Genomic DNA, 21,664 nt, shown 5'->3' with positions numbered 1-21,664 from the left:
AAGCACTTTATACCACTCAATGGATGTATCCTGGGTGGATGGTTGCAGATCAGCGTGCCGACGCACGCGCCGCGGATCGTGTGGTGTGGGCACTCCGCAGGGCGGAGCTCGCGGTGCAGGCCGAGAAGGAGCGGGGGCTGCGCCCGCTCGGTCTCGCCGCAGCGCACTACACGTTCCTGGCGACGCTCGCGGCCGACGCGGGGCTCACCGGAGCCGAACTGGCCCGGCGCATCGGCGTCACCCCGCAGGCGGTCGCCTCACTCCTCACCCGGCTGGAGGCGCGCGGCCTCGTCGAGCGCCGGTCGCACCCTCGCCACAGCCACGTCCACGAGCTGCATCTCACCGCGCCCGGGCACGCCGCTCTGGCCGAGGCGGACAGGGCGATCGACGCCGTCGAGCAGAAGGTCGTCCGCCTCCTCGGAGCCGACGGCGCGGAGCAGCTGCGCGGCGGGCTCGAGACCCTCGCCGCGGGCATCGGAGCGGACCGGCCGGAACCCGCCGCGGACTAAACGCGCGGGGACTCGGCGCGCGCCAGCAGCGCGTCACGAACGACCGGATCCGCGAGCGACGCGTCGAGCGCGTCGCGTCGGCGCAGGAGCTCGTCAGCCCGAGCCTCCATCTCGTCGCGGAGCTCGCCGACCCGGTCTCGCACCGCCTCGCAGCTCCCCGAGAGGCCCCGGTTCTCGCAGGCGATCACGTCGGCGATCACCGCGGTCGAGAAGCCCAGGCCCAGGAGGGACTTGATGGTCGCGACGACGGCGACCGTCTCTTCGCGGTAGTCGCGATAGCCGTTCGCCCGGCGCTCCGACGAGATCAGGCCCAGCCCCTCGTAGTACCGGAGCGACCGAGTGCTGGCGCCCGTGCGCTGGGCGATCTCGCCGATCTTCATGATTCCCCTTGACCTTCACTCTGATGTCAAGGTTTAGCGTACATCACGCGGCGATCGACGCCGCAAGAACGGATCCCCCATGAACCCCGACGCCCTCACCCCGACGCCCGCAGCCCCGAGCCTGCGGAGCCGCCTCCTCGCCACCGTCATCGGCCTCTCCGGGACCCGCGAGAAGCAGTTCGACCCCTCGCGCTTCACCGGCACGCCGTCGACCCCGGCGCAGTACGGACCGCCGCGCTCGGTCCGCCGCAGCACCCGCGTCACCGAGACCGAGGTCGGCGGATGGCCGGTGCTGCGGATCTCGCCGCCCGCCGAGACGGCGGGCCCGGTCCTCTACCTCCACGGAGGCGCGTGGGCGGCCGAGATCCGCGCCGGCCACTGGACGTTCCTCGCCACGCTCGCCCGGCTGACGGGGCGCGCCTTCGTCGTGCCGATCTACCCGCTCGTCCCGCGGGCGACGCACGCCGATCACCTCCCCGTCCTCACCTCGCTCTGGAGCTCGATCACGGCGACCTCGCCGGCCGCGCTCATGGGCGACTCCGCCGGTGCGACGATCGCCCTCAACCTCCTGCGCGCCCTCCCCGAGGGGGCTGCCAGGCCCGAATCGACGATCCTCCTCTCGCCGACGCTGGACCTGACCGTCTCGCATCCCGGGATCGCTGCGGTCGCCCCGCGGGACCCCCTGCTGAAGGCCGAGCACCTGCGAGCACTCGCCGCGCTCTACGCGGGCGAGGACGGCGTGAACAGCCCGGCCGTCAATCCGATGGCCTCCGACCTCGCGGGACTGGGCAGCGTGACGGTGTTCACGGGCACCCGTGACATCCTCAACCCGGACGCCCACCGGTTCGCGGAGCGGGCGGCCACCGCCCCCGGCACGAGCGTCGACGTCATCGAGAGCCCCGGGATGATGCACGACTGGATGCTGATGCCCCTCCCTGAAGCCGCCGCGACGACGACGCGCATCGCCTCCCTCCTGACCGCCTGAGCGGAGACGGGACGAGCAGTCGTTCACAGTCGCCACCCATATCGCTGAGTATCGTTCGCAGAAACAGGAGGTCATCATGAACGGTTCGTCCTCGACCGGTGCGTTCGGCACCGGCACGCCCATCGAGAGCATCTGGCGCGCGATGGAGCAGGCCCGCTCCCGCGTCGAGAAGCGCGTCGGCTCCAGAGTCGGCCGCGGCGACGTGCGCTCGGCCGTGCTCGCGCTGCTCGCCGAGCAGCCGATGCACGGCTACCAGATCATCCACGAGATCGAAGAGCGCAGCGGCGGCGGCTGGAAGCCGAGCCCCGGCTCCGTCTACCCCACCCTGCAGCTGCTCGCCGACGAGGGCCTCATCTCGGCCGACGAGTCGAACGGCCGCAAGACCTACACGCTGACCGACGCCGGTCGCGCCGCGGTCGCCGAGCACGGCGCCTCGGCACCGTGGGACGACTCCGACCACGTCGACTTCGGTGCGCTGCCCAAGGCGGGGCTCGACCTCGCCCAGGCCGCGGCGCAGGTCGGCCGCTCCGGTACCCCCGACCAGATCCGGCAGGCCGTCTCCGAACTCGAGGACGTGCGCCGCCGCCTGTACGCGATCCTCGCGCAGGACTGACCCGGGTGGCCTCGGTCAGCCCGGGTCCTGCCGCCCCGGGCCACCGAGCACGGGAGGACCGGCGGCGCTACCGCCGGATCCTCCGCTTCGCCGCGTGGCACCTCGCGGTGACCTGGTTCTTCGATCTGCTGCTCCCCCGTGTCGGTCTCTCGCGTGTCGGTCTGCGCACCCGTCCGGGCCGGATGCGGCGGTTCGCGCGCAGCTTCCACGTGCTGGCTGTCGATCTGGGCGGGCTGATGATCAAGGTCGGCCAGTTCATGTCGTCGCGCCTGGACGTGCTGCCGCCCGAGATCACCCGCGAGCTGGAGGGACTCCAGGACGAGGTGCCGCCCGTGCCGTTCCCGCGCATCCGCGCCCTGGCCGAGGCAGAGCTGGGGATGCCGCTCGAGCGGGCGTACGCGGGAGTCGAGGAGTCGCCCGTCGCCGCGGCCTCGCTCGGCCAGGCGCACCGCGCGCGCCTCTCCCCCTCCGACACCGCCGACACCGGACACACGACCGCGATCCTCAAGGTGCAGCGGCCGGGGATCGACGCGATCGTCGAGGTCGATCTCGCCGCGCTCCGCCGCGTCGGCGGCTGGCTCAGCCACGTGCGCCTGGTGTCCGACCGGGTCGACGCCCCCGCCCTGGTCGAGGAGTTCGCGGCGACCAGCCTCGAAGAGATCGACTACCTCCAGGAGGCGGCGAACTCCGTCCGCTTCGCCGGCGACTTCGCGGGCGACGCCCGGGTCGCCGTGCCCGACGTGGTGTGGGAGCGCTCGACCCGCAAGGTGCTCACACTCCAGGACGTGACGGCGATCAAGATCACCGATCACGCCGCGCTCATCGCCGCAGGCATCGACCCGCGCGAGGTCGCTCCCGTCTTCGCCGCGGTGATGTTCGACCAGCTCTTCACGAACGGGTACTTCCACGCGGATCCGCATCCCGGCAACGTCTTCGTGACTCCGACACCTGACGCCGAACTGCCCTGGCGGCTGACCTTCATCGACTTCGGGATGATGGGCGAGGTGCCGCCGACGACGCGGGCGGGCCTGCGGCGGATGCTGATCGCCGCCGCGTCCCGCGACGGCAAGGGGCTCGTCGACGCCGCCCGCGCGGTGGGCGTCCTCCTCCCCTCCGCCGACTCCCGCGAGCTCGAGCGGGCGCTGACGCAGCTGTTCGCCCGGTTCGGCGGAATGGGCTTCGCGGAGCTGCGGGAGGTGGATCCGCGCGAGTTCCGCGATTTCGCCGTGCAGTTCGGTGACGTCGTGCGCTCGCTCCCGTTCCAGCTGCCCGAGAACTTCCTGCTCGTGATCCGTGCGATGTCGCTGACCTCGGGCGTGTGCAGCGCGCTCGACCCGGCCTTCAACCTGTGGGACTCGGTCGAGCCCTACGCTCAGCAGCTGATCCGGGAGGAGCGCGGCTCGGTCGCGCAGGACATCGGCAAGCAGGCCGTCGACACCCTCGGCCTGCTCTGGCGCCTGCCGCGGAAGCTCGACGAGCTGACCACGCGGCTCGACGACGGCACGCTCGCCGTGACGGTCCCCACGGTCGAGCGCCGGCTCCTCCGCATCGAGGGCACGGTCAGGCGCATCGTCTCAGCCGTTCTGTTCGCAGGCCTGCTCGTCGCGGGAGCCGTCGTGCGCCCGGACGACGGCGTGCTCGGCGCGCTGCTGATGGGCGCCTCGGTGCTGCCGCTGCTGCACGCGCTGCTGGCGCGCGGCCCGCGCTGAGCCTCGAGGCGCAGGCCTTCGCTGCGCCGGCCCGCGCTGCGCACCCGGCTCAGGCCGTGCCCGGCACGACGACATCGGCCCGGGCGCGGGTGGCGTCGGCGGCGAAGAACGCGTCCTCCTCGCGCATCCACCGCTCCCAGAGGCTGCGGTGCTCGGCGCCGTCGCGCTCGAGTCCCCGGCGGAGGCGCTCGTCGCGCGGAGTCTCGACCCAGACCCGGCAGGCGAGCGGGCCGGCCGCGCCCCTGGTGCAGGTCACCCCCTCCAGAACGACCACCGGCGCCCAGGCCACGGTGCGCCAGCCGCCGAGGCTGTCGCCGCGCCAGTCGGACCAGTCGCGCTGCTGGTAGACGGCGTCGCGGCCGGCGAGCAGCGGGGCGAGCACCTGCTCCTCGAAACGCGGCCACCACCCCGTGACGTCGCCCCACGACACGAAGTCGTCGATCGGAACGGTCGGAGCGCCGAGCCGCGTCGCCACCCGCGCGGCCAGGGTGCTCTTGCCGGAGCCGGACGGGCCGTCGATCCCGACGAGACGCACCCCCGGGACGTCGGCGTCGAGCGCCCGGCGGGCGATCCGCTCAAGGACGTCCACGCGCTGCTCCACTCTGCCTGCTCCACTCCGCCTGCTCCACTCTGCCTGCTGCCGCCTGCCACGTGCCTTCTGCCTGCGGCCCGGCGGCCGCCGACCTCGCCCTGCTCCCTCGGGCGAGCGGCACGGTACAGCGGCTCCTCCTGCACCCGCCCCCCCCATTCGCGACCCGTCTGTGCGGGGGCCGGAGTGCAGCGCACGAGGGGCGCGGGCGACGAGATCAGCGGTCACGGCGCCCCGAGGAGGAGGGACCACAGCCAGCGGCGGCCGACGACGCGGTGCACGATCACGAAGACCGCCGCGATCGCGAGACCCGTGGGGACCAGCATCGCCGCCGCCGCGATCCGGTCGGCGGGCACCTCGATCAGGAGTCCGGCCGGCACCGCCAGGCAGATCGAGGCAGCGGCGGCCACGAGCGAGGAGCGACGGTCGCGGACCTGCGCGGCCGTCGGCGGCACGCCTCCGAGGTGCCTGCGGACGAGGCGACGCGCGACCGCCCACGAGAGGGTCGTCCCGAGCGCCGTGCCGAGCGCGATCGCCGGCACGACGAGCTCCGGGCCGAGGAGCAGCCCGCCGACCAGCGCACCGAGCGCGACGCAGAGGGCCGAAAGCACCTGCGTGATGAGGGAGTCGCGGGCGCGGCCGAGCGCGAACATCGCGCGGTTGAGCACGTACGTCTGACTGAAGCCGACGAGGCTCAGAGCGAGCACCTGCAGCACCGCGCCGATCACCGGCGTCCCGAAGACGAAGCGGGTGAGCAGCGGCGCGGCTCCGACGAACAGGACCGTCGAGAGCAGCGTGACCGCCAGGACGGAGTCCTCGGTGCGACGCAGGTTCGTCGCCGCCGCTACACGGTCGCCCCGATGCAGATCGCGGCTCAGTGGCGTGAACATCGCGGTCGCGACCGAGACGACCAGGATGCCGTGCGGCAGCAGGAGCAGCAGCTGCGCACTCGAGAACGAGTTCAGACTCGGCCCGTCCACTCCGGCCCGGTTCATCGTCTGGCCTGCCGCGGTCGCCGCATTCGAGACCACCACGTACGAGGCCTCGGCGACCAGCGCTCCGAGCAGCACCCAGACCGCGTCCCGCGACACTCCCCCGAGGCCTCCGAACCCGAACCGCGGCCGGAGGCGCACGCCGACCGCGCGGGCGAAGGCCGCGGCGATCACGCCCTGCGCCGCGATCGCCGCGGTCGCGCTCCCGCAGAGCAGTGTCACCATCGCCGGAGTCCAGCCGTCGGCGGGAGTCGTCACTGCCTCCGGGTACGCGAGCAGGAAGGCGCCGATGCCCAGCAGCGAGACCAGGTTCGCGAACGCCGGGGCCCACGCTCCGGGGCCGTACTTCTCGGCGGAGTTGAGCAGTTGCGAGAAGACGGCGAAGACGACGTAGAAGAAGATCTGCGGGAGGCACCAGTACGCCATCTGCGTGGCCAGCAGCGACCAGTCGGCCGACCAGGCGCCCGCGTACAACCCGACGATCGCCGGAGCCGCGAGCGTGCAGGCGACCGTGAGCAGGGCGGCGCCGCCGAGGCACGCGGTGAGCAGCCGCTCGAGGGTCCGCACTCCCTCCGGACCCGCCGCCCGCGCTCGGACCATCTGCGGCACCAGCACCGCGCCGAGCACTCCGCCGGCGATGAGTCCGTAGAGGTACGTCGGCGCCGAGTTCGCGACCTCGAAGACCTGGCCGCCCACCGAGGCGCTCGTGCTGCCGATCGCGACGACGAGCAGCGCGAGCCGGGCGAAGCCGAGGATCCGCGAGACGAAGGAGGCGACCACCATCCCTCCGGTCGCGCTGCGCATCCGGCAAGACTACGCAGCCCCGGTGCCGCGGGCTCGATGCGGCCTCACCGGCGCTCGCCGTGAGCTGTCTGCGACTCGCGGGGAATATACCCCCCGGGGGTATGTTGAATCCTCGTAGACCACGATGGAGGAGCAGCTAATGACCGAGCACCAGCACACCACCCGCGCGACATCATGGCGGGCGGCTGCGACCGCGACCCTGCACTGCCTCACTGGGTGCGCCATCGGCGAGGTGCTCGGCATGGTCATCGGCACCGGCCTCGGGCTGCACTCCCTGGGCACCGTCGCGCTCTCGATCGCCCTCGCCTTCGCCTTCGGCTACGCGCTGACGATGCGCGGAGTGCTGCGCGCTGGAGTCTCGTGGCGCGCCGCTCTCGGGATCGCTCTCGCCGCCGACACCGTCTCGATCGCGGTAATGGAGGTCATCGACAACACCGCGATGCTCGCCATCCCCGGCGCCATGGACGCGGGGATCACGGACGGGCTGTTCTGGGGATCGCTCGTCGCCGCACTCGCCCTGGCCTTCGTGATCACCACTCCGGTCAACCGCTGGCTGATCAGTAGCGGTCGGGGGCACGCGGTGGTGCACCAGCTCCACCACTGAGTCCGGCAGGCCGGCCGTGGTGAGGCCGACCGAGGGGTGCGCCCCTCCGCTGGGGCGGCGTCGGCTCAGGACGCCCCGGCTTGGCCTGCGACGGCTAGTCGGCCTGGTCGTCCGGGTCCTTGACGCTCGGCGAGGAGTGCGGCGTAAGCGATGACCGGCAGTCGCGGTGACAATGACCATGTCCGCAGTGCCTTCCCCGGAAAACAGGCCCTCGCGCAGGTGATGCAGCACGGCAACGCTGACCCGCCCCTCTCCATCAACGCGATCTACTGGGCGGTCTCCACCACTGCGCTCGAAGGACTCCTGGATCAGGTCCGCACCCGGCTCGTGGCCTCGCGCTAACAGGTAGAGACGAATCGGATGAACTGGAGAGCAATGCTCGATACAGTGAGGCTTATGCGAAACTCGTGTTGTTCTGAATGAAGAAAGATGAGTCGGCGGATGGCTGAGAATGCGTTCCGGAATGTGCATAGCGGACGCCTGTAGTCGGTGTGCTATCACGCGTTAGATCTGGTAGCGGATCGAGTTGACGTTTTTGTTGAATTCGTGTTCCCATTCGAGCATGTCCCGGTCGGTTCTTGTGCGGATCGGGGTGATCATGCCGAGCCCGATGTAGCCCCTTGTCACCGAACCAGTTCGCGGGGTCGAGGCCGTGCAGTGCTCCGGATGCGCGTAGCACGGCGATGTCGTGGCGGTGGCCGTCGACCGGGTCGGAGACCCAGACCAGGCGTCCGCTGAGATCGCAGGCGACCTGCACGGTGAACCCGGTCGTCGTGTGCTTCCCCGGCCAGAGCGTGGGCCGGTCTCTCCAGGACCAGCACGGGAGAAGGGTGCCGTCGAGGATGTACTGGCCGTTCGGGTCGAGGTCGTCCGCGGTCGGAAGGTCCGCCCTGAGAGTTGCTGCGATCCATGCCGTGATCGACGCGATCGCACGGGAGATCGTCGGCTGCGATACGCCGTGCTGTTCGGCGAGCACGACCTGCGCGGTGTTGCGTTTCAGATAACTCAGCGTGATGACAAGCGACGTGAACACTCCCAGAGTCGGCGGCCAGTCCGGCGCCTCCCCTGAAGCGCTGACCTCGCCAAGCATCCGCTTCGACAGAGCTTTCGCCTCGGCGTACGTCAATCCTGCTGCATGCTTCACCTGCAACGGTTCTTTCTCCTGAATGATGTGTGATAACACAATTCTCCCAAGGAAGGACCGTTGTTCAGTTGAAGCGCGCCGAAAGCATCAAACTAGACCCGTGAATAACTCTCCAGCCCAGTGCGTCCCGATCGAGTAGATGACTTGCGAGACAATGAGGCTTATGCAAAATTGGTTTCGTTCTGGGTGAAGAAGATTAGTCCACGGACGGCGTTGAAGGCGTCTGGGAAAGTGTGCAGTGGTCGTCTGTAGTCGGTGTGGAAGATTCGCCAGGTTTTAATGTTAGCGATTGTTCTCTCGATCACGTAGCGGTGAGTGTTCACGAAACGGTTGTGCTGTTTCGCGTGCTCTGGCAAATGTTCTTCGCCGGGTCTCCTTTTTATTGGTGTGATCATTCCGGCGCCTTGGTAGCCTTTGTCGGCCAAAGTATTCGAGAGGTTGATGATGTCGGCCAAGTGTGATTCTCGGAATGCGTGAGCATCATGGTGTTTGCCCGGAATCGGATCCGAAATGTGGATCAGCCGACCGGAGAGATCGGCGAGGACCTGGCAGGTGTGCCCCGTGGTCTTGTGTTTGCCGGAGTACAGCTCGGGCGCGTCTGCTCAGGACCAGCACGGGAGGAGGGTCCCGTCGATGACGGCCGTCGTCTCGCCGACCGCAGCCTCGACGTCCGGCTGCTCGTCGTCGGTCACGACAGTGAGCATCGCTTCCACTAGCGCGATTGTTCGCGACACGGTCGACTGACTGACACCGACCACATCGGCGATCAACTGTTCGGTGACGTTGTGGCGATAGTAGAGAAGAGTGACCTGTAGTGCGCCGGCGAGCGACAGTCTGCGTGGCCGTCCTCGCCGCCGCTGCCACAGGAATTCGTTTTCTATCCGTTCGGCGAGAATCGCATATTGCTCGGTCGTCATCCCTGTAGTAGTCTGCTTGTGCACCGGCTGGTTCCTTTGCGAAGAGTTTCTGTTGGAAGTTGCTCTTCAAGCAAAACGGATCAGCCGGTGTTTTTCGTGACCGACACGCACTAATTTATACTGGGTCAATCGATTTTTGCATAAGCCTCAATACCAACTCCCTCACCCCTAAATTCTTCCTCTCACAGCATTTCGTCGGAATGCCATTTTGTCAAAACTATGAACTAGTGACGATGTGGTAATCCCAGTGAGAAAATTCCAGATAAGCGTCCACGGTACAAGTCCACCAACATCATCAGCATCGTTGCTAGGTGATTTCCACCCCGAAGTACTCGCTTGAAGCCACCATATCAGTGCCAGTATTAAACACGCCACAGAGAACGCGATGCCAAAGCGGTAGACCCATCTACTGGCAGTTTGCTGGTCCCTGAACCCTATCGAAGCCGCCTTCGTCACCAGAATCAATACAGGAGCTGCACCTAGTGAGAACGTCCACGCCGCCCAAGTCACTGGGCAGCCACCCTTCCGTCTAGGTTGAGGATGAACCCGCGAGCAAGGCCTGCCTTGTCGGGATCTGAAACTCCTCCAAAAACAGTGCCTTCAGCAGCCAACACTGCAGTACGTGCGGCATTAAACGTCCCGTCGCTCGTCTGCACCAGGGGCGCTCCAGCAATCTGAATGGCCTTCTCGTAGTTCGAGCCGAATCGAAGTGCCTTGAAGGCGGAGTAACGCGTACGCCAACCCGCTGTGCTTCCAGTACCAAAGTATGCACGGAAAAGGCTCGCGAACGAGGCTGTGGGGGAAAGGCGGATCTTATTTCCTAGAAGAAGAGCGTCAATGTCCTGTAAGAGGTCTGACCAGGGGAAATGATTGTCCGGGTAACTTTCCTCGAAGGCACCGATAAACACCTTGGAGAAACCCTCAGCGTTATAGCCGGCTCCAAACTTGGTGAAATCAGCCTGCGTCTGGATGAGGTCTCCTGCCCAACCGCCGAGATCACCCAAGTTCACGATTGCACTAGTCACAGTTGGTACACCGTTGTAGACCACCGCGCTTGCAGCAGCGCCGAAGTGCTCTAGACCGTAGAGCCTCGAATTGCCTGCCGACGCCAGTGTCGAAGGCTCGATCATTGACTTAATTCGCGCAATCTTTTTCGAAGATTCTACGTAGGTTGTGAATTTGGCCGACACGGATCCCGCAATGATCGTCCAAAGGGGATTGATCACGTATTTGTCGTCACCGGCTCGAAGGTAGTTTATGACAAGCATACTGGCAGTAGTACCAGCAGGCTCGGCGGCGCCGGTAGCCAGCCAGTCCACGGCGGCCTGCTGCAGCGAATCTATGTAGGCGAACACCTCGTAGTTTACAGAGAGCGAACTAGCCGGCGGAACCTGAGCTGGGTCTATTCCACTCATGACGTCTTTATCAATGTTGATTGCACCTACGCCGGTACCGACCATGTATTCCTTGATTTGGTCAAAGGCCCAGTTCTTGGGTAGAGAAAAGCCGAGATTTCCACTGTAGCCAGTGGACATTCCGCTGACAAAACTATAATCTGCCAACTCGGCGTCACTAACTATGCGACAAGTATTGCGTGCACCATAGACCCCGACGAGGTAGTTGCTACCGATTTCCTTAAGAGCGGCCGCGATTCCCTGGAAGTGCGGAACGACATTGCTGTAGACTTCGTCTTCTAGTGCATCGAAGTCTACGGCGAAGTAAATAACGGTGTCTTCTGCAAAGCCGTAACTTTTTGCCGCTACATGTGCACGACGGGCTGCGTTGCGCCCATTGGAGGCATTGAAAAATTCGACTCCAGTTCCGCCTTCTTGGAAGATGGGGAACACCCGCATACCTGCCGATTTGATGACAGCCAGTTCGCCAGGTTTAATGTTTTTATCGGTTGCGTCGGGGATATTCGGGGTATTTGTGAGGTATCGACCGATGGTTGTGTAACCGAGGCTCTTAAGGGTAGCTGCGCGGTCGGCCGTTATGGTGGTGATGCAGTCGCAAGCTTTCGCCGACCGCTCGGGATCGCCTGTCGAAACCAGTAGCGACGCCCACGTTGGAAAGTCAGCTCGCCCGGAGAGGCTAAGTAAGGTGAAAGTTTGGAATGCCTTGACCTTCGTGGTCATTGCAGATGAGAACACACCATCATACGCCCCGGTTGAGTAGTCGTTGAAAACCAAAGCAGCCTGAAAAAGATGGACGAAGTATTTTGTCGAGTCTGTCGATCCCTGCGTGACGTTGGCCGCGGCGCTGCTTAGGCCCATTTTTGTAGCGGGCCCCAGTGATCCGTTTGCAACTCCATCTGCCATTCCGATCTCGTACTGGAGAGCGTACATCAGTCCGCGTTGTACGTCTCTTGAGTAGATCCCGTCACAAGGAACAACGTAGAAATCCGCACGTCCGATATATCGAGAGTTGAAGGACTGTTGTATGGAACGAATCAGTGATGTTCCACCAAACACTTGAACGTATGCGTCCATAGTGAGTAAGCTCTTGAAGAGCTTCGGAAAGATGATGGCTTGTGCCGACAGGCCGAGATCCACGCGAGCCGCAACCACGTTGGCCTTCGTGACTGAGTCCCAAGGGCCGAACTGCTCTTTATAATCACTTCCGAGGTACCCTTTACACCAAAGGGCACATTGAGCGATCGCCTTTATGTTGGTGTTGGTGGTTGACTCCGTAACCGAAGGAAATTTCGTGGTCAAGGTGGACAGAGTTGTCGAACCAAAACTGTCTGACAGGGTAGTAATCCCAAGCTCGTGCTGTAGTGCGCGAGTAAGGGCGAACATTGTTCCCCAGCCAGTGAGGCCGTTCGTTGGCGCCGGCACAAAGCCCGGAACGCCACTATATGTCGCGTTGACCCATTGCTGAGACTTAAGAACCCAAGGATCAGACATGTAGTTACGTAGTTCCCGTCGTAGAGGTGGTGAGGTTCGGCTGGCCTGACGGAGTCAAATCGGTGACCTCGGCTGGAAGGTTGCGGCGCCAGCCGCTTGCGCTAGGTGGAGATCCAAGGAGAATCGACGCGTTGACAATCGACCTCGCCTCCGCGGTGTTTTTGCCAACCGCTTCGAAGGTAAATTGCACTGACTCACCTTGAGGGAGGGAACGCAGAATAGTAGCGATTCGCTCCCCACTGTCCCAGCCATAGTTGCTGTCTGGCCAGACGTCGCTCGGCAATGTGCTGGTTTCGATTGGGTTTTCTTTGACGATGAACGCTAGGTCAGTGGTGGGTGTGCCAACTCTTATTAGAGGAATGTCCTCCAAGTATTGGTCGTCGATCACGATCGACAACGACGTTCCTTCGGGAACAGGTGCGGGTCCCAGGCTCACAAGAGTGACGGCGGATGGATATCTGTAAGTTCGAGATGATGCAAGATCCAATTGTGCCCATTCGACCTGGATTTCTGCCCCCCAGGCGTCAACCGGGGTCTTTTGAGGATCAAGCGGTTGTTCTTTCCTTGCGAGCTCCACGCCCGCCTGATCTGTCAGAACTACCAGGGTCGAGTAGAGATCGTCGGTTCCATCATTCGGATAGGCCGGCGGCATGAACGTGGGTGTCAGGAAGGTGAGCACCCTGGGGGAATAGTCGCTAAGTGTAACCTCATAGTATGAGGTTATGGTCGTGGCCGTCGTTTTGGTTCGACTACGGCTGAACACACTATAGATATTATCGTCTTCGACGATCAGAAGTGGTTGTGATGAGAATAACCGACTGTCATAGGTCAATTCGAGAGTAAAGGTTTGCAGGTTCGTAACTCGTATCCGCTCGTATGACGAGTCCGGATAACTGAATACACCCGACAGGTCGGAGGATAGAACTTGTCTGACAACTACGGGGACGGGTTCGAATACCGCCTCAGCCGGTCCAGTAGGGCCTTCGCTGGCGTGAGCGTTGTCAGCGCCAGTCGTGATCGGGGACGCCAGAATCACAGTTGTAGCGGAGGCGCCAGTCATAAAGAGTCTTCGGGAGATCACGGGGCCTCGGTCCACTTTTTCTTGTTGCGACGGCTGAGGTAGCCGGAGGGCAGCTCATCTAGTCATGTATAGCCGGTGTCGACGAGTTAGTCCAGGATTGGTTTTCAGGGCCCCAAACGGGGGTGTCCTCGTGTGTGCTGGCCGCGGACGGCCGCGACATCCAGTCCAGGAGGTTGTTCTGCTAGGTTCCGGATCTTGCGTCTGCGGTCAGCGCATGAGCCAGTACTTGTAGGGAGCTGCTGTCTGGCTTCGTCGCTGGTACCTGGGCCTTGCTTGCGGCGATCTTCACTTTGGAGACCCGTACGAGGCTTTCGGCCAGCCGGCTAGCCCGGCAGGCCGGGTGGTGCGGAAACGGTGTGGTGCTCAGCGGATTCGCCGTTGCCGTGATCAAGCACTTCGGCTTGCCGACCGAGACGAAGGCGGACATCATCGAGTTCGCTGGCACGACGAAAACTGACGACGACGTGTCGACGTCGAGTACCGCGGCCCTTCGATCGTCGCCCAGTCCTCAACGGCTCACTCGGTGCCGACGCAATCGGGCGGTCACCGACGAGGGGGAATCTATGTCCAGACAGCTACTCCGCTAGTGTCGGTTGCCCCTGCTGTCGCTCTCCGTGAGCTGCAGTCGAACTGCACGGCGAGCACGTCGGTGAGGTCGGTCCGGTAACCACGACGGAGCCCGGGAGCCAGGGCCTGCGCGCGTCGGGAAACCCCGGTGTCGTCTGCACGGGATTCGGCCCGAGCGCCATCAGACTCGTCGAACAGGTCGCTCCGCCGGTCGGCGACTACCGACGATCGACTCGGTGTGTTCTACTTCTGCATCACTCAGTGACGTGACTGCCAGATCGCGGGTCGGTCCCTGGCGGCTCGAGGTCATCCGAACTCGCGTGCGAGCCCGGCAAGGAGCTCCTGAGCGGCCATCATCGCGACGAGTCCTTCTTCTGGAGTCTGGGCACCCAGTGCGGCGCGAATCGGGGCCAGCCCGGCTGTCTCCTTAGCCGATTCGACCAGCGGCTGGGGGCCGGTAGCCACGGCGGCGGACGCGGCGGCGAGGAGACCAGGCTCCGCGCTGAACGGGTGGTGCCATAGCTTTAGGACTTCGTCGCGAGCCGCACCGGGCGAAGCCCCATGTCGAACTGCGAAATCGCGAACGCTGACAGGAGCTCGGCGTAAGGGGTCATGGTCCGACTGCCTCGATGATGAACGGAAGGTACTGACGCACCTGGTCCTTATCGCTCTCCTGCTCGTCGGGTGAGAGATCGGCGTACGGCGTTTTGATCTGCGTCGTCCATCGTTCCACCAGATGCGCAGGGATGACGAGCGATCCGTCCGCCCGAGGTTCGCACTGATCGTGGAGGTATTGCTGCCAGTGAGCCCACCGGCGATGCTCTGCATCGGCCAGGTGTTCCAGCAGCTCGGAACTCTCGAGGGCTTTGCGAAGAGACCTGTCGTCGCTCATCAGATCAGCCCGCTGTCGAGAAGATTCCAGTAGTGCTCACCGAGGACTGTCAACTCGCAGCCTTTGCTCTCCATCGCTGCGTTCCACATGTGTTCCGCTCCTGAGGGTCGGACGAGGTTGACCTTGACGAGCTTCTGCAGCGTTGCGAACGCTGCCATGTTTTGTGGGTCCGGAGCGACTACTGGCGGGTTTTCGACTCCGGACCGGACCGGTTCGTAGCTCGGATCGAGGGTGAGCACAGTGGTCGGCGTCGGGAACAGCTCTCGGAGCTTCTGAAGGTCGCTCAAGGCGATAGGCGGTTCGGCTTGGCGGAGGGAGATGAACGTCTTCACGTTCGTCTTGAAGACGGGGCGCTGTGCCCAGGGGCCGAGTGACTGGTCAATGTGGGCGTAGACGCTGCCGGGAGTGACGTCGCCGACGAGGTTCGCGGCGGCTCCGGAGAGTGCGTCAACCAGCAGGTTCGTGAAGACGCCTGACCCACCGCCCGGTGTTTCAGAGGCGTACTGAGTGGCCGTCGACGCGGTGAGGATGGTCACACCATCGGAGATCTCAGCGTATGCGGAGGTGGAGTGACTGCCAGCGACGCCGCTGTGGCAGCTGTCCAGGATGATGACCTTGTTCTTGGCGGGGGAAATGTTGGCTAGGGTCATCACCTCTGCGAGTGATACGCCGTCGTCGCCGGAGGAGGCGTCGCTGGCGCAGAGGTACCCGCCCGTGTCCTCGATGTAGCCGTGGCCGGCGAAGTACAGCAACGCGATCTCGGCGTCGTCGGCGAACAGTTCCCGCACAGCATCTTTGAGTTCGTGCCGGGTCACCGTGGAGCCGGGGCCGGTCCCCGCGAGAAGGTTCGGGGTGGGGAAGTTGAGAGTCCCGTCAGCATTTCGCTCGAGCGCGGCCTTGACGTTGTAGGCGTCGTTGACGGCACCGCTCAGCTGTTGGAAGCCGGGGTTGTCGTAATGATCGATCCCAACGATCAGTGCTTTGCGCATCGATTCAGAGCGAGTCGATGAAGGCATTGATGTTGGCGTCGCTCCAGATCTTCGTTGCCACACCTGCGAGGGCGGTCCGGTCGTTGGTGTAGGCCCAGATACCGAGGATCGGCTTGCCCTCTTCCTTGGCGCAGGCGATCTCCCACTGCTGTCCCACCGAGGTGAGCGAGTTCTTGCTCACGAGGACGATCACGCCGTGGGAGCGCTTGATGCGGGTGCGGACCTTGTCCTTCCACCCTGAGTCGTAGGCCTGCTTCACTGACATGTCGATGAACTCGTATGGCGCGCGAGGGCTCAGGGACTGGCCCTTGAGGAAGTCGCGGGAGCGCTCATCCTCGATCGCGAACGCAACGAAAATAACCTTCGTGTCTGCCATGACAACCTCTACCGTAGCTCAGCGGAACCGGATCGGTTCCTCAGGTAGGGGTCATCGTACTGCTGAAGATCGACATTCGGTGGTCAGTAGCTGTGAGTGAGCCGAGTACCACCATAACGCAAGATGCGCGTTGCTACTGCTTCGGAAGAGGAGGTTGGATCCTCGCGGACGCGGGCCGAACGGCGGGCTTCTGCTGGTTTCCCGCGGGCTGGATCCCGAGCTCGTTGTGAGAGTCAGATGTCTTCGCTGTCTAGCTCATCGTTTGGGCGGCGGGGGCGGCTTGATCTGAGAGGACGCCGGCCGCGGGGCAGGCTGGAACTGGATGCGGGCGGGCCGGATCCCTCGCTCTTGGGTGGGCCGCGGTTCCGTCCTGCGGCACTGGCCGGGCTGTACGTTCGTCATGCTCGAACCTCCTGATTCCAATTCTCTCCCGAGGTGGACCTGTTGCCTACGTCGATCTGGGGCGTTGCCCTGTACGTTTTCGCGCTCTTCCCAGGTATCGCGTTCATCTTCGACCATGAAGGGCACCGTCCTGTCTCCAAGCGATCTGCGCTCCGGGAGACGGCCACGGTCGTGTTCGTCAGCGCGATCTGCGCGGCGGTGCTCGGAGTCGTCGTGGCGATCGTTGCAGCCTTCTGGCCCGAGTTCAGAGGTACCGTCGGCGGTCGGACCGGCGGGAACCTGACGTGGGCGCTCGAGAACCGGCCGGTCGTGACACTCTTCGCGATCGTGACGCTCGTTCTCGCCACGCTGCTCGGCCGGCTGATGGGCTCGAAATGGGCGTTCGAAAAGGGTCTCGAGAAATCTACGACACGCACCACTAGCTCAGTCCTCGTCCTGCGGCGCCGGCGCCGACCGCACCACGGCTGGAACGACGCTCCTGGCGCAACCGCCGGTCTACCGGCCAACCGAAGTTCTGCGCGCGCAGCGCCGCGGGCGCTCGACACGCCCGGCCCGCGGCCACCTCGAACCCCTGCAGGGACGGTGGACATAACATGGCGAGACCTTAGGCGCCGGACGTGACCGTCTAACGGGGTACCGCAACGATTCGTCGAACGCGATCAATGAATCGGATCCCGCCCTGGCCCAAGTCAGCCTGGGAAAACTGGTCCGGAACAGCAAAGCGACTTAGGTTTGTTGTGGAGCGCGGGAACTCGAAACTATCTATTCCATGAAATGCAAAAACATTAGGGAAGCGCATGAAGAAACGTTCGAAAGCCGTATTCGCCACCTTCCTGGCGATCGGCCTTGTGGCCAACCTGGCGCCAGCCGCAAATGGTGCTGAAGCCCGCTATGGCGAAGCCCGGTGTTCTGGCTCAGTTGAACCGACTTCTGGTTCTGTCGGTCCCGGCACCGTGGTCCACCAAATCGGTCCCGGCGTCGGCTACTACGAGAAGACATATAACAACGGTAACGTGAGTGCCATCCGATGGTTCCAGATCGGTGAAGATCGCGCCATGTGGGCGACAATCTCTCAAACTTTCCATGTCACCTCGTGGCTCTGTCGCGATCAGGGTCTCTACGCGAACTAGAGACCCGAGGCGTAAGCTTGACCCAACGGCCCTGCAGGCAGCATTGACAGGGCCGTTGGCATTTCCAATACTTGCAGACCAGGAGACTGAATGCGTCGATTGAACGCCACCGCCACCATTTTTCTCACCGCCGTACTTGTTGCCGGATGCAGCAGTCAAGGTGACTCGACAGAATTGAACGAGGAGCAGGGTTCAGACGTTCCCGTTGCATCTTACGGAGGCACCGAGCAAGCTTGGTCGGACTTTCGAGCCAAATACCCGACGGTTGATCGCCCAGTTGTAGAAGTGGTGCGAAAGGTCTCACTCGATGAGTGGCCAGCTTCCCAAGCCGAGTGTATGACCGATGCAGGTTTTCCTAAAGAGGTAGATAACGGCGGCATTGGTGGTTTTGTGCCGGAGGGACAGGAGGAAGCTCATGATCTAGCGTCCTACATATGCTCTGCATCCTACCCTCTCGATGATGAGTTTTCGGCTCCTTTATCGCGGTCGCGTCTCACGGAGCTCTATACGTATTTCACGAACGAATTGACACACTGCCTTGAGAGCAATGACCTTCAGCTTGAAGCGGCCCCGAGTCTGAATCGGTTCCTCGATACGTACTACACGCCTGAAAGCTGGTCGCCGTTTAACGACGTCCTTGCAAATCCTGAAAGTCAAGATCGGTATGAAGAATTGGCCGAGTCCTGTCCGCCAATGCCTCTCGACTTCACTTCGGGGAAGGGCTGACCAGTGCGCTTACTCGGCTTAACCTTCGGAGCGCTCCCGGCCGCTGCATTGTCCGTGGGCTTGGTTGGCTGCTCCCCCGCGGAAGAATTTGTCGCACACAGCCCGGCAAGCTCCCCAACTGAGTCTTCAGTTCAACCCGTCAACCCGTCCGAAGATGAAGTCGAAGACGGCGGGATCGCCCCAACGGCGTCTGCGCCCGGGCCCATCCTTGATGCCGGGCCGATGGACGGCGCCACAGGCGCTACACTGCTGAACGACGATGGCTCCATAAAGGGATACGTGGTTGCAGAAGGAGACGTAGCGATCGCGATCTGCAAGCGATACAATCTTGCTCTGGCACAGATCGCTGACCCTGCCACTGGTTTATGGCTCGGTGGCTACCCTCAGCTCCAGATCGATCAGGAGATTACATTTCGCCGCGCAACATCAACGCCATCCCCGGTTCCGTGATGAGATCGTCGGCACGCAGGAGCGACGGTCCCCCGAAACGTCGACGGCGAGACGTGCTAGCTCTTGTCTTCGCGAGTGTCGCTTCTATCGCAGGAACCGCCGTAATTACTGTCTGGAGCTTCGATCAAACCATCCCAGATGCGAGCCCTAATACTCCGCCCGCGACCTTCTCGACTGTCTCGGCAATTGAGGGAAGCGTGGGGTCGACGTTGAACTTATCCGTTTCCGCAGCGTGGCCATCGGCTGCCGTTGGTTCCAACTCCGCTGCGGGAGTGGTAACGTCGGTCGACATAGAGAACGGGGAAACAGTGAATGCCGGCGCGGTTTTGTATTCGGTCAACTTGAACGACGTCACCGTGGCCCAGGGCGAAATACCGGCCTTTCGCGACCTTGCTCTCGGATCGAAGGGCGCCGATGTGGGGCAGCTCCAAGCTTTTCTCAAAGAAGTGGGTATGTATTCGGGGAAGGTTGACGGCGAGATTGGACCACTTACTGCGGACGCGGTGAAGCGCTGGCAGCTATCCCAGGGTCGTGAACCGACAGGCGTCGTTCGAGCAGCCGACGTAATATTTGTTCCAGTTTTGCCCGCCCGCATAAAGTTAGATGAGCGAGTGGTGTCGCGCGGGGCGCTGCTTACCGGCGGGGAACCTGCCATATTTGCCACCTCAGTGAGTCCACGGTTTAGCGCGTCGGTAACTCCTGAGCAGGCGACTTTGATCCCTACAGGCGCGTCGGCCGCCGTTGACGCTGGTGGAAGGGATTGGCCCGCAACCGTCGTTTCGTCCTCGTCAACCGACAGCAACACTACAACTCTCGTGCTAGAAGGTCCCGACGGCGCGTCGGTATGTGGAACGGAGTGTGATGCTGTCCCAATTGACGGCTCCACTACGTATCGGTCGAGGATCGTTCTCGTTCCTGAAGTGGACGGTATCGTAATTCCGATTGCGGCAATTCGATCGACTGTCGATCAATCAACGTATGTCTTGGTTGCAGACGGCAATCGTGTTGAAATCAGATTGATTGCTTCAGCACGAGGCCAAGCTGTAGTTGAGGGCGTCGAAGTGGGTACGATCGTCCGAGTTGGGTCTGAGGCAGAGTGAGCGGCAAAACGGCTCGACTCGAGCTGCAAGGCATCGATTTTCAGTATGGTACTTCGCGAATAGTTCATTCTCGTTGGAGCGGCAGGTTTCACGCGGGTGAAATCACAGCGCTAACGGGACCTAGCGGAAGCGGCAAATCCACTTTACTCTATATTGCTGGCCTTCTGCTCAGTCCAACTTCAGGGCATGTCCTCGTTGACGGCTTGCAATTAGATAGCCTGAGCGATCGCCGCAAGGCCTGGAGTCGTGCTCATCGCTATGGTTTTGTATTCCAGGACGCCGCGCTCGATTCTTCTCGTACGGTTCTTGATAACATCATTGAATCGGCGCTCTATCGAGGTGATAACCAACGGGATTCCATCTCCAGGGCACTTTTCCTTATAGAGTGGCTCGGGGTCGACGTTGACCCCCTTCGCCGCCCCGGCGAAATTTCTGGAGGCCAGGCTCAGAGAATCAGTCTTTGTCGCGCGTTACTCGGATCGCCCGATATAGTAGTTGCCGACGAGCCTACTGGGAATCTGGACGTTGAATCTTCGAAGAAGGTGATGGGCGCACTTCGATTCGCAGCAGACCAGGGGGCGGCCGTCGTCGTCGCGACACATGATCTTCAATTCGCGGCCGCGTCGGACAAGGTCTATCGTCTCTGATGGCCAGGGTCCTCGCATTCATTCGGGAAGCTTTCCGTTCGGCCAGTTCGAAGACTGTCTTACTGGTCCTGATGATCGTGGTGGTCGCCGCCACCACCTCCACGCTAGTACTGACAGCTGGCCGCACTCAGGCACTAGAGGCTGCAGTAATCTCCCAAGTGGACGAAGCCTCGAGCAGAGCAGTCGTGCTTTCGCTAGGGGACGACGCCGGCGTGAAACTGGACGTGTCGAATACCCTCGGAGCAGTCAGAGGAGTCAGCTGGGTCGGCGCATTCGGCGCCGCTGTCGATGCCGAGAACGGCCTAGTACCCGGCGGACGCCGGGTGACAGTGCGGACGCTGAGTAGTCACGCAGCAGGCGAGGATCTGCTACCGAGAGATCAAAATCCCTCCTCTACGGTGGCCCTGGCCAGCGAAGAGGCTTTGAAAACGCTGGGATTCGATACCGCGAGCGGCTTCATCGTGACGTCGACCGGAGAGGAAGTCAGCATCGGGGGAAAGATCACGCCGCCTTCGTATCTCGCAGATCTTGAGCCACTGATATTAGTTCGCGGTTTGCAAGCCGATACGGAATTGGCATCGATCATCATCGTCGTCGCAACCCGCGCCGCTGACGTTCCGGCCCTTGCCGCAACACTTCCGCTTCTAGTGGGTGCCAATGATGCAAGGGCGGTTACTGTTAAATCAAGCGCGGCCGTTGAACTGCTCCGTACGGGCGTCCAAAGCGAGCTGGCGACCTCGACCTCAGTCTCGGTGTCGCTTGCGCTTTTAGGGGGTGGACTCTTAGTCACGCTGCTCGTGATGTCAAACGTTGTTCTGAGGCGGCGCGATTACGGGCGACGTCGCGCACTTGGCGCGTCGCGCGGCTTTGTTGTTGGGTTAATCTGTCTCGAATGTTTATGCGCGGCCGTGCCTGGAGCCCTCATCGGCACGACCGGATCATATCTGCTCCTTAGCTGGAATGGCGTCCCAGTCCCGGACTCGAAGTTTGCATTTGCTACCATCATTCTTGGGTTGATAATTTCGGTGCTATCCACCATTCCGCCGGCTCTCGTCGCGGCGAATAGGGATCCAATCGCTGAGCTGCGAGTTCCGTGAGTGCATGCACTGCTCCACCACTCTACGGTTGAGGCTAGGGCGTCAGCTACAGTCT

The 21,664-nt window shown here is 63.0% G+C and carries 23 protein-coding genes; 12 read left to right on the top strand and 11 right to left on the bottom strand.

The genetic code is table 11. The features are described from left to right. Positions 1-38 precede the first annotated feature (38 nt). A complete protein-coding gene (locus GSU10_RS01865; RefSeq protein ID WP_068212201.1) occupies positions 39-509 on the top strand; it encodes a MarR family winged helix-turn-helix transcriptional regulator in 471 nt (156 codons plus the stop codon). Here the strand turns inward: GSU10_RS01865 and GSU10_RS01860 are convergent. After that, positions 506-889 carry a MerR family transcriptional regulator gene (locus tag GSU10_RS01860; RefSeq protein ID WP_068212200.1) on the bottom strand — a complete coding sequence of 128 codons (384 nt, stop codon included), beginning with the start codon at positions 887-889 and terminating at the stop codon, positions 506-508. The genes GSU10_RS01865 and GSU10_RS01860 overlap by 4 nt on opposite strands. A 79-nt stretch (positions 890-968) precedes the next feature. On the opposite strand from GSU10_RS01860, the gene GSU10_RS01855 reads away from it, so the two are divergent. The 3 genes from GSU10_RS01855 (at position 969) to GSU10_RS01845 (ending at position 4,196) form a co-directional block, all read left to right on the top strand. Then, entirely contained in the window at positions 969-1,874 is a 906-nt protein-coding gene (locus GSU10_RS01855; RefSeq protein WP_132505738.1) for an alpha/beta hydrolase fold domain-containing protein, read from the top strand. A 76-nt stretch (positions 1,875-1,950) separates the two neighbouring features. After that, the gene (locus tag GSU10_RS01850) at positions 1,951-2,487 is read left to right on the top strand and encodes a PadR family transcriptional regulator (protein ID WP_068212198.1); all 537 of its coding nucleotides are present in this window, start codon (positions 1,951-1,953) and stop codon (positions 2,485-2,487) included. 5 nt (positions 2,488-2,492) lie between these two features. Beyond that, on the top strand, positions 2,493-4,196 hold the full coding sequence (locus GSU10_RS01845) for an ABC1 kinase family protein (RefSeq protein WP_068212197.1): 1,704 nt from the start codon (positions 2,493-2,495) through the stop codon (positions 4,194-4,196). Between the two features lie 49 nt (positions 4,197-4,245). Here GSU10_RS01845 and GSU10_RS01840 read toward each other — a convergent pair whose 3' ends face one another. Both GSU10_RS01840 and murJ read right to left on the bottom strand, forming a co-directional pair. Then, positions 4,246-4,797 carry a uridine kinase family protein gene (locus GSU10_RS01840; protein WP_199220896.1) on the bottom strand — a complete coding sequence of 184 codons (552 nt, stop codon included), beginning with the start codon at positions 4,795-4,797 and terminating at the stop codon, positions 4,246-4,248. Positions 4,798-5,009: 212 nt separating this feature from the next. Next, positions 5,010-6,581 (bottom strand): murein biosynthesis integral membrane protein MurJ, encoded by a 1,572-nt coding sequence (gene murJ / locus GSU10_RS01835; protein ID WP_068213410.1) that lies wholly within the window; start codon positions 6,579-6,581, stop codon positions 5,010-5,012. A 139-nt stretch (positions 6,582-6,720) separates the two neighbouring features. Here murJ and GSU10_RS01830 point away from each other — a divergent pair, with 139 nt between their 5' ends. Both GSU10_RS01830 and GSU10_RS01825 read left to right on the top strand, forming a co-directional pair. Further along, a complete protein-coding gene (locus GSU10_RS01830) occupies positions 6,721-7,185 on the top strand; it encodes a DUF4396 domain-containing protein (protein ID WP_199220897.1) in 465 nt (154 codons plus the stop codon). A gap of 150 nt (positions 7,186-7,335) precedes the next feature. Then, positions 7,336-7,527 (top strand): hypothetical protein, encoded by a 192-nt coding sequence (locus GSU10_RS01825; protein ID WP_068213425.1) that lies wholly within the window; start codon positions 7,336-7,338, stop codon positions 7,525-7,527. Positions 7,528-7,579: 52 nt separating this feature from the next. Here GSU10_RS01825 and GSU10_RS01820 read toward each other — a convergent pair whose 3' ends face one another. The 8 genes from GSU10_RS01820 to GSU10_RS01785 form a co-directional block, all read right to left on the bottom strand. Then, on the bottom strand, positions 7,580-8,368 hold the full coding sequence (locus GSU10_RS01820) for a transposase family protein (RefSeq protein WP_208859920.1): 789 nt from the start codon (positions 8,366-8,368) through the stop codon (positions 7,580-7,582). A gap of 122 nt (positions 8,369-8,490) precedes the next feature. Continuing rightward, positions 8,491-8,916 carry a transposase family protein gene (locus tag GSU10_RS01815; RefSeq protein WP_208859923.1) on the bottom strand — a complete coding sequence of 142 codons (426 nt, stop codon included), beginning with the start codon at positions 8,914-8,916 and terminating at the stop codon, positions 8,491-8,493. A 15-nt stretch (positions 8,917-8,931) separates the two neighbouring features. Then, positions 8,932-9,270: a helix-turn-helix domain-containing protein gene (locus tag GSU10_RS15285; protein ID WP_208859919.1), complete on the bottom strand. Its 339-nt coding sequence runs from the start codon at positions 9,268-9,270 to the stop codon at positions 8,932-8,934. A 482-nt stretch (positions 9,271-9,752) separates the two neighbouring features. Beyond that, positions 9,753-12,152 (bottom strand): glycoside hydrolase domain-containing protein, encoded by a 2,400-nt coding sequence (locus GSU10_RS01805; RefSeq protein WP_082845209.1) that lies wholly within the window; start codon positions 12,150-12,152, stop codon positions 9,753-9,755. A 4-nt stretch (positions 12,153-12,156) separates the two neighbouring features. Then, a complete protein-coding gene (locus GSU10_RS01800) occupies positions 12,157-12,831 on the bottom strand; it encodes a hypothetical protein (RefSeq protein ID WP_132505900.1) in 675 nt (224 codons plus the stop codon). A 1,579-nt stretch (positions 12,832-14,410) separates the two neighbouring features. Further along, complete coding sequence (locus GSU10_RS01795; RefSeq protein WP_068212085.1) at positions 14,411-14,692, bottom strand: hypothetical protein; 282 nt, start codon at positions 14,690-14,692, stop codon at positions 14,411-14,413. After that, the gene (locus GSU10_RS01790; RefSeq protein ID WP_068212087.1) at positions 14,692-15,681 is read right to left on the bottom strand and encodes a caspase family protein; all 990 of its coding nucleotides are present in this window, start codon (positions 15,679-15,681) and stop codon (positions 14,692-14,694) included. The genes GSU10_RS01795 and GSU10_RS01790 overlap by 1 nt, the downstream gene beginning before the upstream one ends. Before the next feature lie 4 nt (positions 15,682-15,685). Further along, complete coding sequence (locus GSU10_RS01785; RefSeq protein ID WP_068212088.1) at positions 15,686-16,057, bottom strand: TIR domain-containing protein; 372 nt, start codon at positions 16,055-16,057, stop codon at positions 15,686-15,688. Positions 16,058-16,492: 435 nt separating this feature from the next. Here GSU10_RS01785 and GSU10_RS01780 point away from each other — a divergent pair, with 435 nt between their 5' ends. The 6 genes from GSU10_RS01780 to GSU10_RS01755 all read left to right on the top strand — a co-directional run bounded on the left by GSU10_RS01780 (position 16,493) and on the right by GSU10_RS01755 (position 21,609). Further along, complete coding sequence (locus tag GSU10_RS01780) at positions 16,493-17,080, top strand: DUF6338 family protein (protein WP_132505903.1); 588 nt, start codon at positions 16,493-16,495, stop codon at positions 17,078-17,080. Positions 17,081-17,256: 176 nt separating this feature from the next. Beyond that, positions 17,257-17,589 (top strand): hypothetical protein, encoded by a 333-nt coding sequence (locus GSU10_RS01775; RefSeq protein ID WP_132505906.1) that lies wholly within the window; start codon positions 17,257-17,259, stop codon positions 17,587-17,589. A 99-nt stretch (positions 17,590-17,688) separates the two neighbouring features. Next, positions 17,689-18,315 (top strand): hypothetical protein, encoded by a 627-nt coding sequence (locus GSU10_RS01770; RefSeq protein ID WP_132505909.1) that lies wholly within the window; start codon positions 17,689-17,691, stop codon positions 18,313-18,315. 365 nt (positions 18,316-18,680) lie between these two features. After that, positions 18,681-19,865 carry a peptidoglycan-binding domain-containing protein gene (locus tag GSU10_RS15680; protein ID WP_082845210.1) on the top strand — a complete coding sequence of 395 codons (1,185 nt, stop codon included), beginning with the start codon at positions 18,681-18,683 and terminating at the stop codon, positions 19,863-19,865. Beyond that, positions 19,862-20,512 carry an ABC transporter ATP-binding protein gene (locus tag GSU10_RS01760; RefSeq protein ID WP_236713647.1) on the top strand — a complete coding sequence of 217 codons (651 nt, stop codon included), beginning with the start codon at positions 19,862-19,864 and terminating at the stop codon, positions 20,510-20,512. Before GSU10_RS15680 ends, GSU10_RS01760 begins: the two co-directional genes overlap by 4 nt. After that, entirely contained in the window at positions 20,512-21,609 is a 1,098-nt protein-coding gene (locus GSU10_RS01755) for an ABC transporter permease (protein ID WP_082845211.1), read from the top strand. Before GSU10_RS01760 ends, GSU10_RS01755 begins: the two co-directional genes overlap by 1 nt. Positions 21,610-21,664: the final 55 nt, after the last annotated feature.

Origin of the sequence: Rathayibacter tanaceti (genome assembly GCF_009834165.1) — a bacterium.
GTDB lineage: Bacteria > Actinomycetota > Actinomycetes > Actinomycetales > Microbacteriaceae > Rathayibacter > Rathayibacter tanaceti.
This window is presented reverse-complemented; position numbering and strand designations above follow the sequence as displayed.

Coding starts and splice junctions, on each gene's coding strand:
- GSU10_RS01775 (WP_132505906.1), top strand. CDS start 17,257: ATGAAGAAACGTTCGAAAGCCGTATTCGCCACCTTCCTGGCGATCGGC.
- murJ (WP_068213410.1), bottom strand. CDS start 6,581: ATGCGCAGCGCGACCGGAGGGATGGTGGTCGCCTCCTTCGTCTCGCGG.
- GSU10_RS01785 (WP_068212088.1), bottom strand. CDS start 16,057: ATGGCAGACACGAAGGTTATTTTCGTTGCGTTCGCGATCGAGGATGAG.
- GSU10_RS01860 (WP_068212200.1), bottom strand. CDS start 889: ATGAAGATCGGCGAGATCGCCCAGCGCACGGGCGCCAGCACTCGGTCG.
- GSU10_RS01790 (WP_068212087.1), bottom strand. CDS start 15,681: ATGCGCAAAGCACTGATCGTTGGGATCGATCATTACGACAACCCCGGC.
- GSU10_RS01755 (WP_082845211.1), top strand. CDS start 20,512: ATGGCCAGGGTCCTCGCATTCATTCGGGAAGCTTTCCGTTCGGCCAGT.
- GSU10_RS01825 (WP_068213425.1), top strand. CDS start 7,336: ATGACCGGCAGTCGCGGTGACAATGACCATGTCCGCAGTGCCTTCCCC.
- GSU10_RS01865 (WP_068212201.1), top strand. CDS start 39: ATGGTTGCAGATCAGCGTGCCGACGCACGCGCCGCGGATCGTGTGGTG.
- GSU10_RS01805 (WP_082845209.1), bottom strand. CDS start 12,152: ATGTCTGATCCTTGGGTTCTTAAGTCTCAGCAATGGGTCAACGCGACA.
- GSU10_RS01850 (WP_068212198.1), top strand. CDS start 1,951: ATGAACGGTTCGTCCTCGACCGGTGCGTTCGGCACCGGCACGCCCATC.
- GSU10_RS01855 (WP_132505738.1), top strand. CDS start 969: ATGAACCCCGACGCCCTCACCCCGACGCCCGCAGCCCCGAGCCTGCGG.
- GSU10_RS01830 (WP_199220897.1), top strand. CDS start 6,721: ATGACCGAGCACCAGCACACCACCCGCGCGACATCATGGCGGGCGGCT.
- GSU10_RS15680 (WP_082845210.1), top strand. CDS start 18,681: ATGGCTCGGTGGCTACCCTCAGCTCCAGATCGATCAGGAGATTACATT.
- GSU10_RS01795 (WP_068212085.1), bottom strand. CDS start 14,692: ATGAGCGACGACAGGTCTCTTCGCAAAGCCCTCGAGAGTTCCGAGCTG.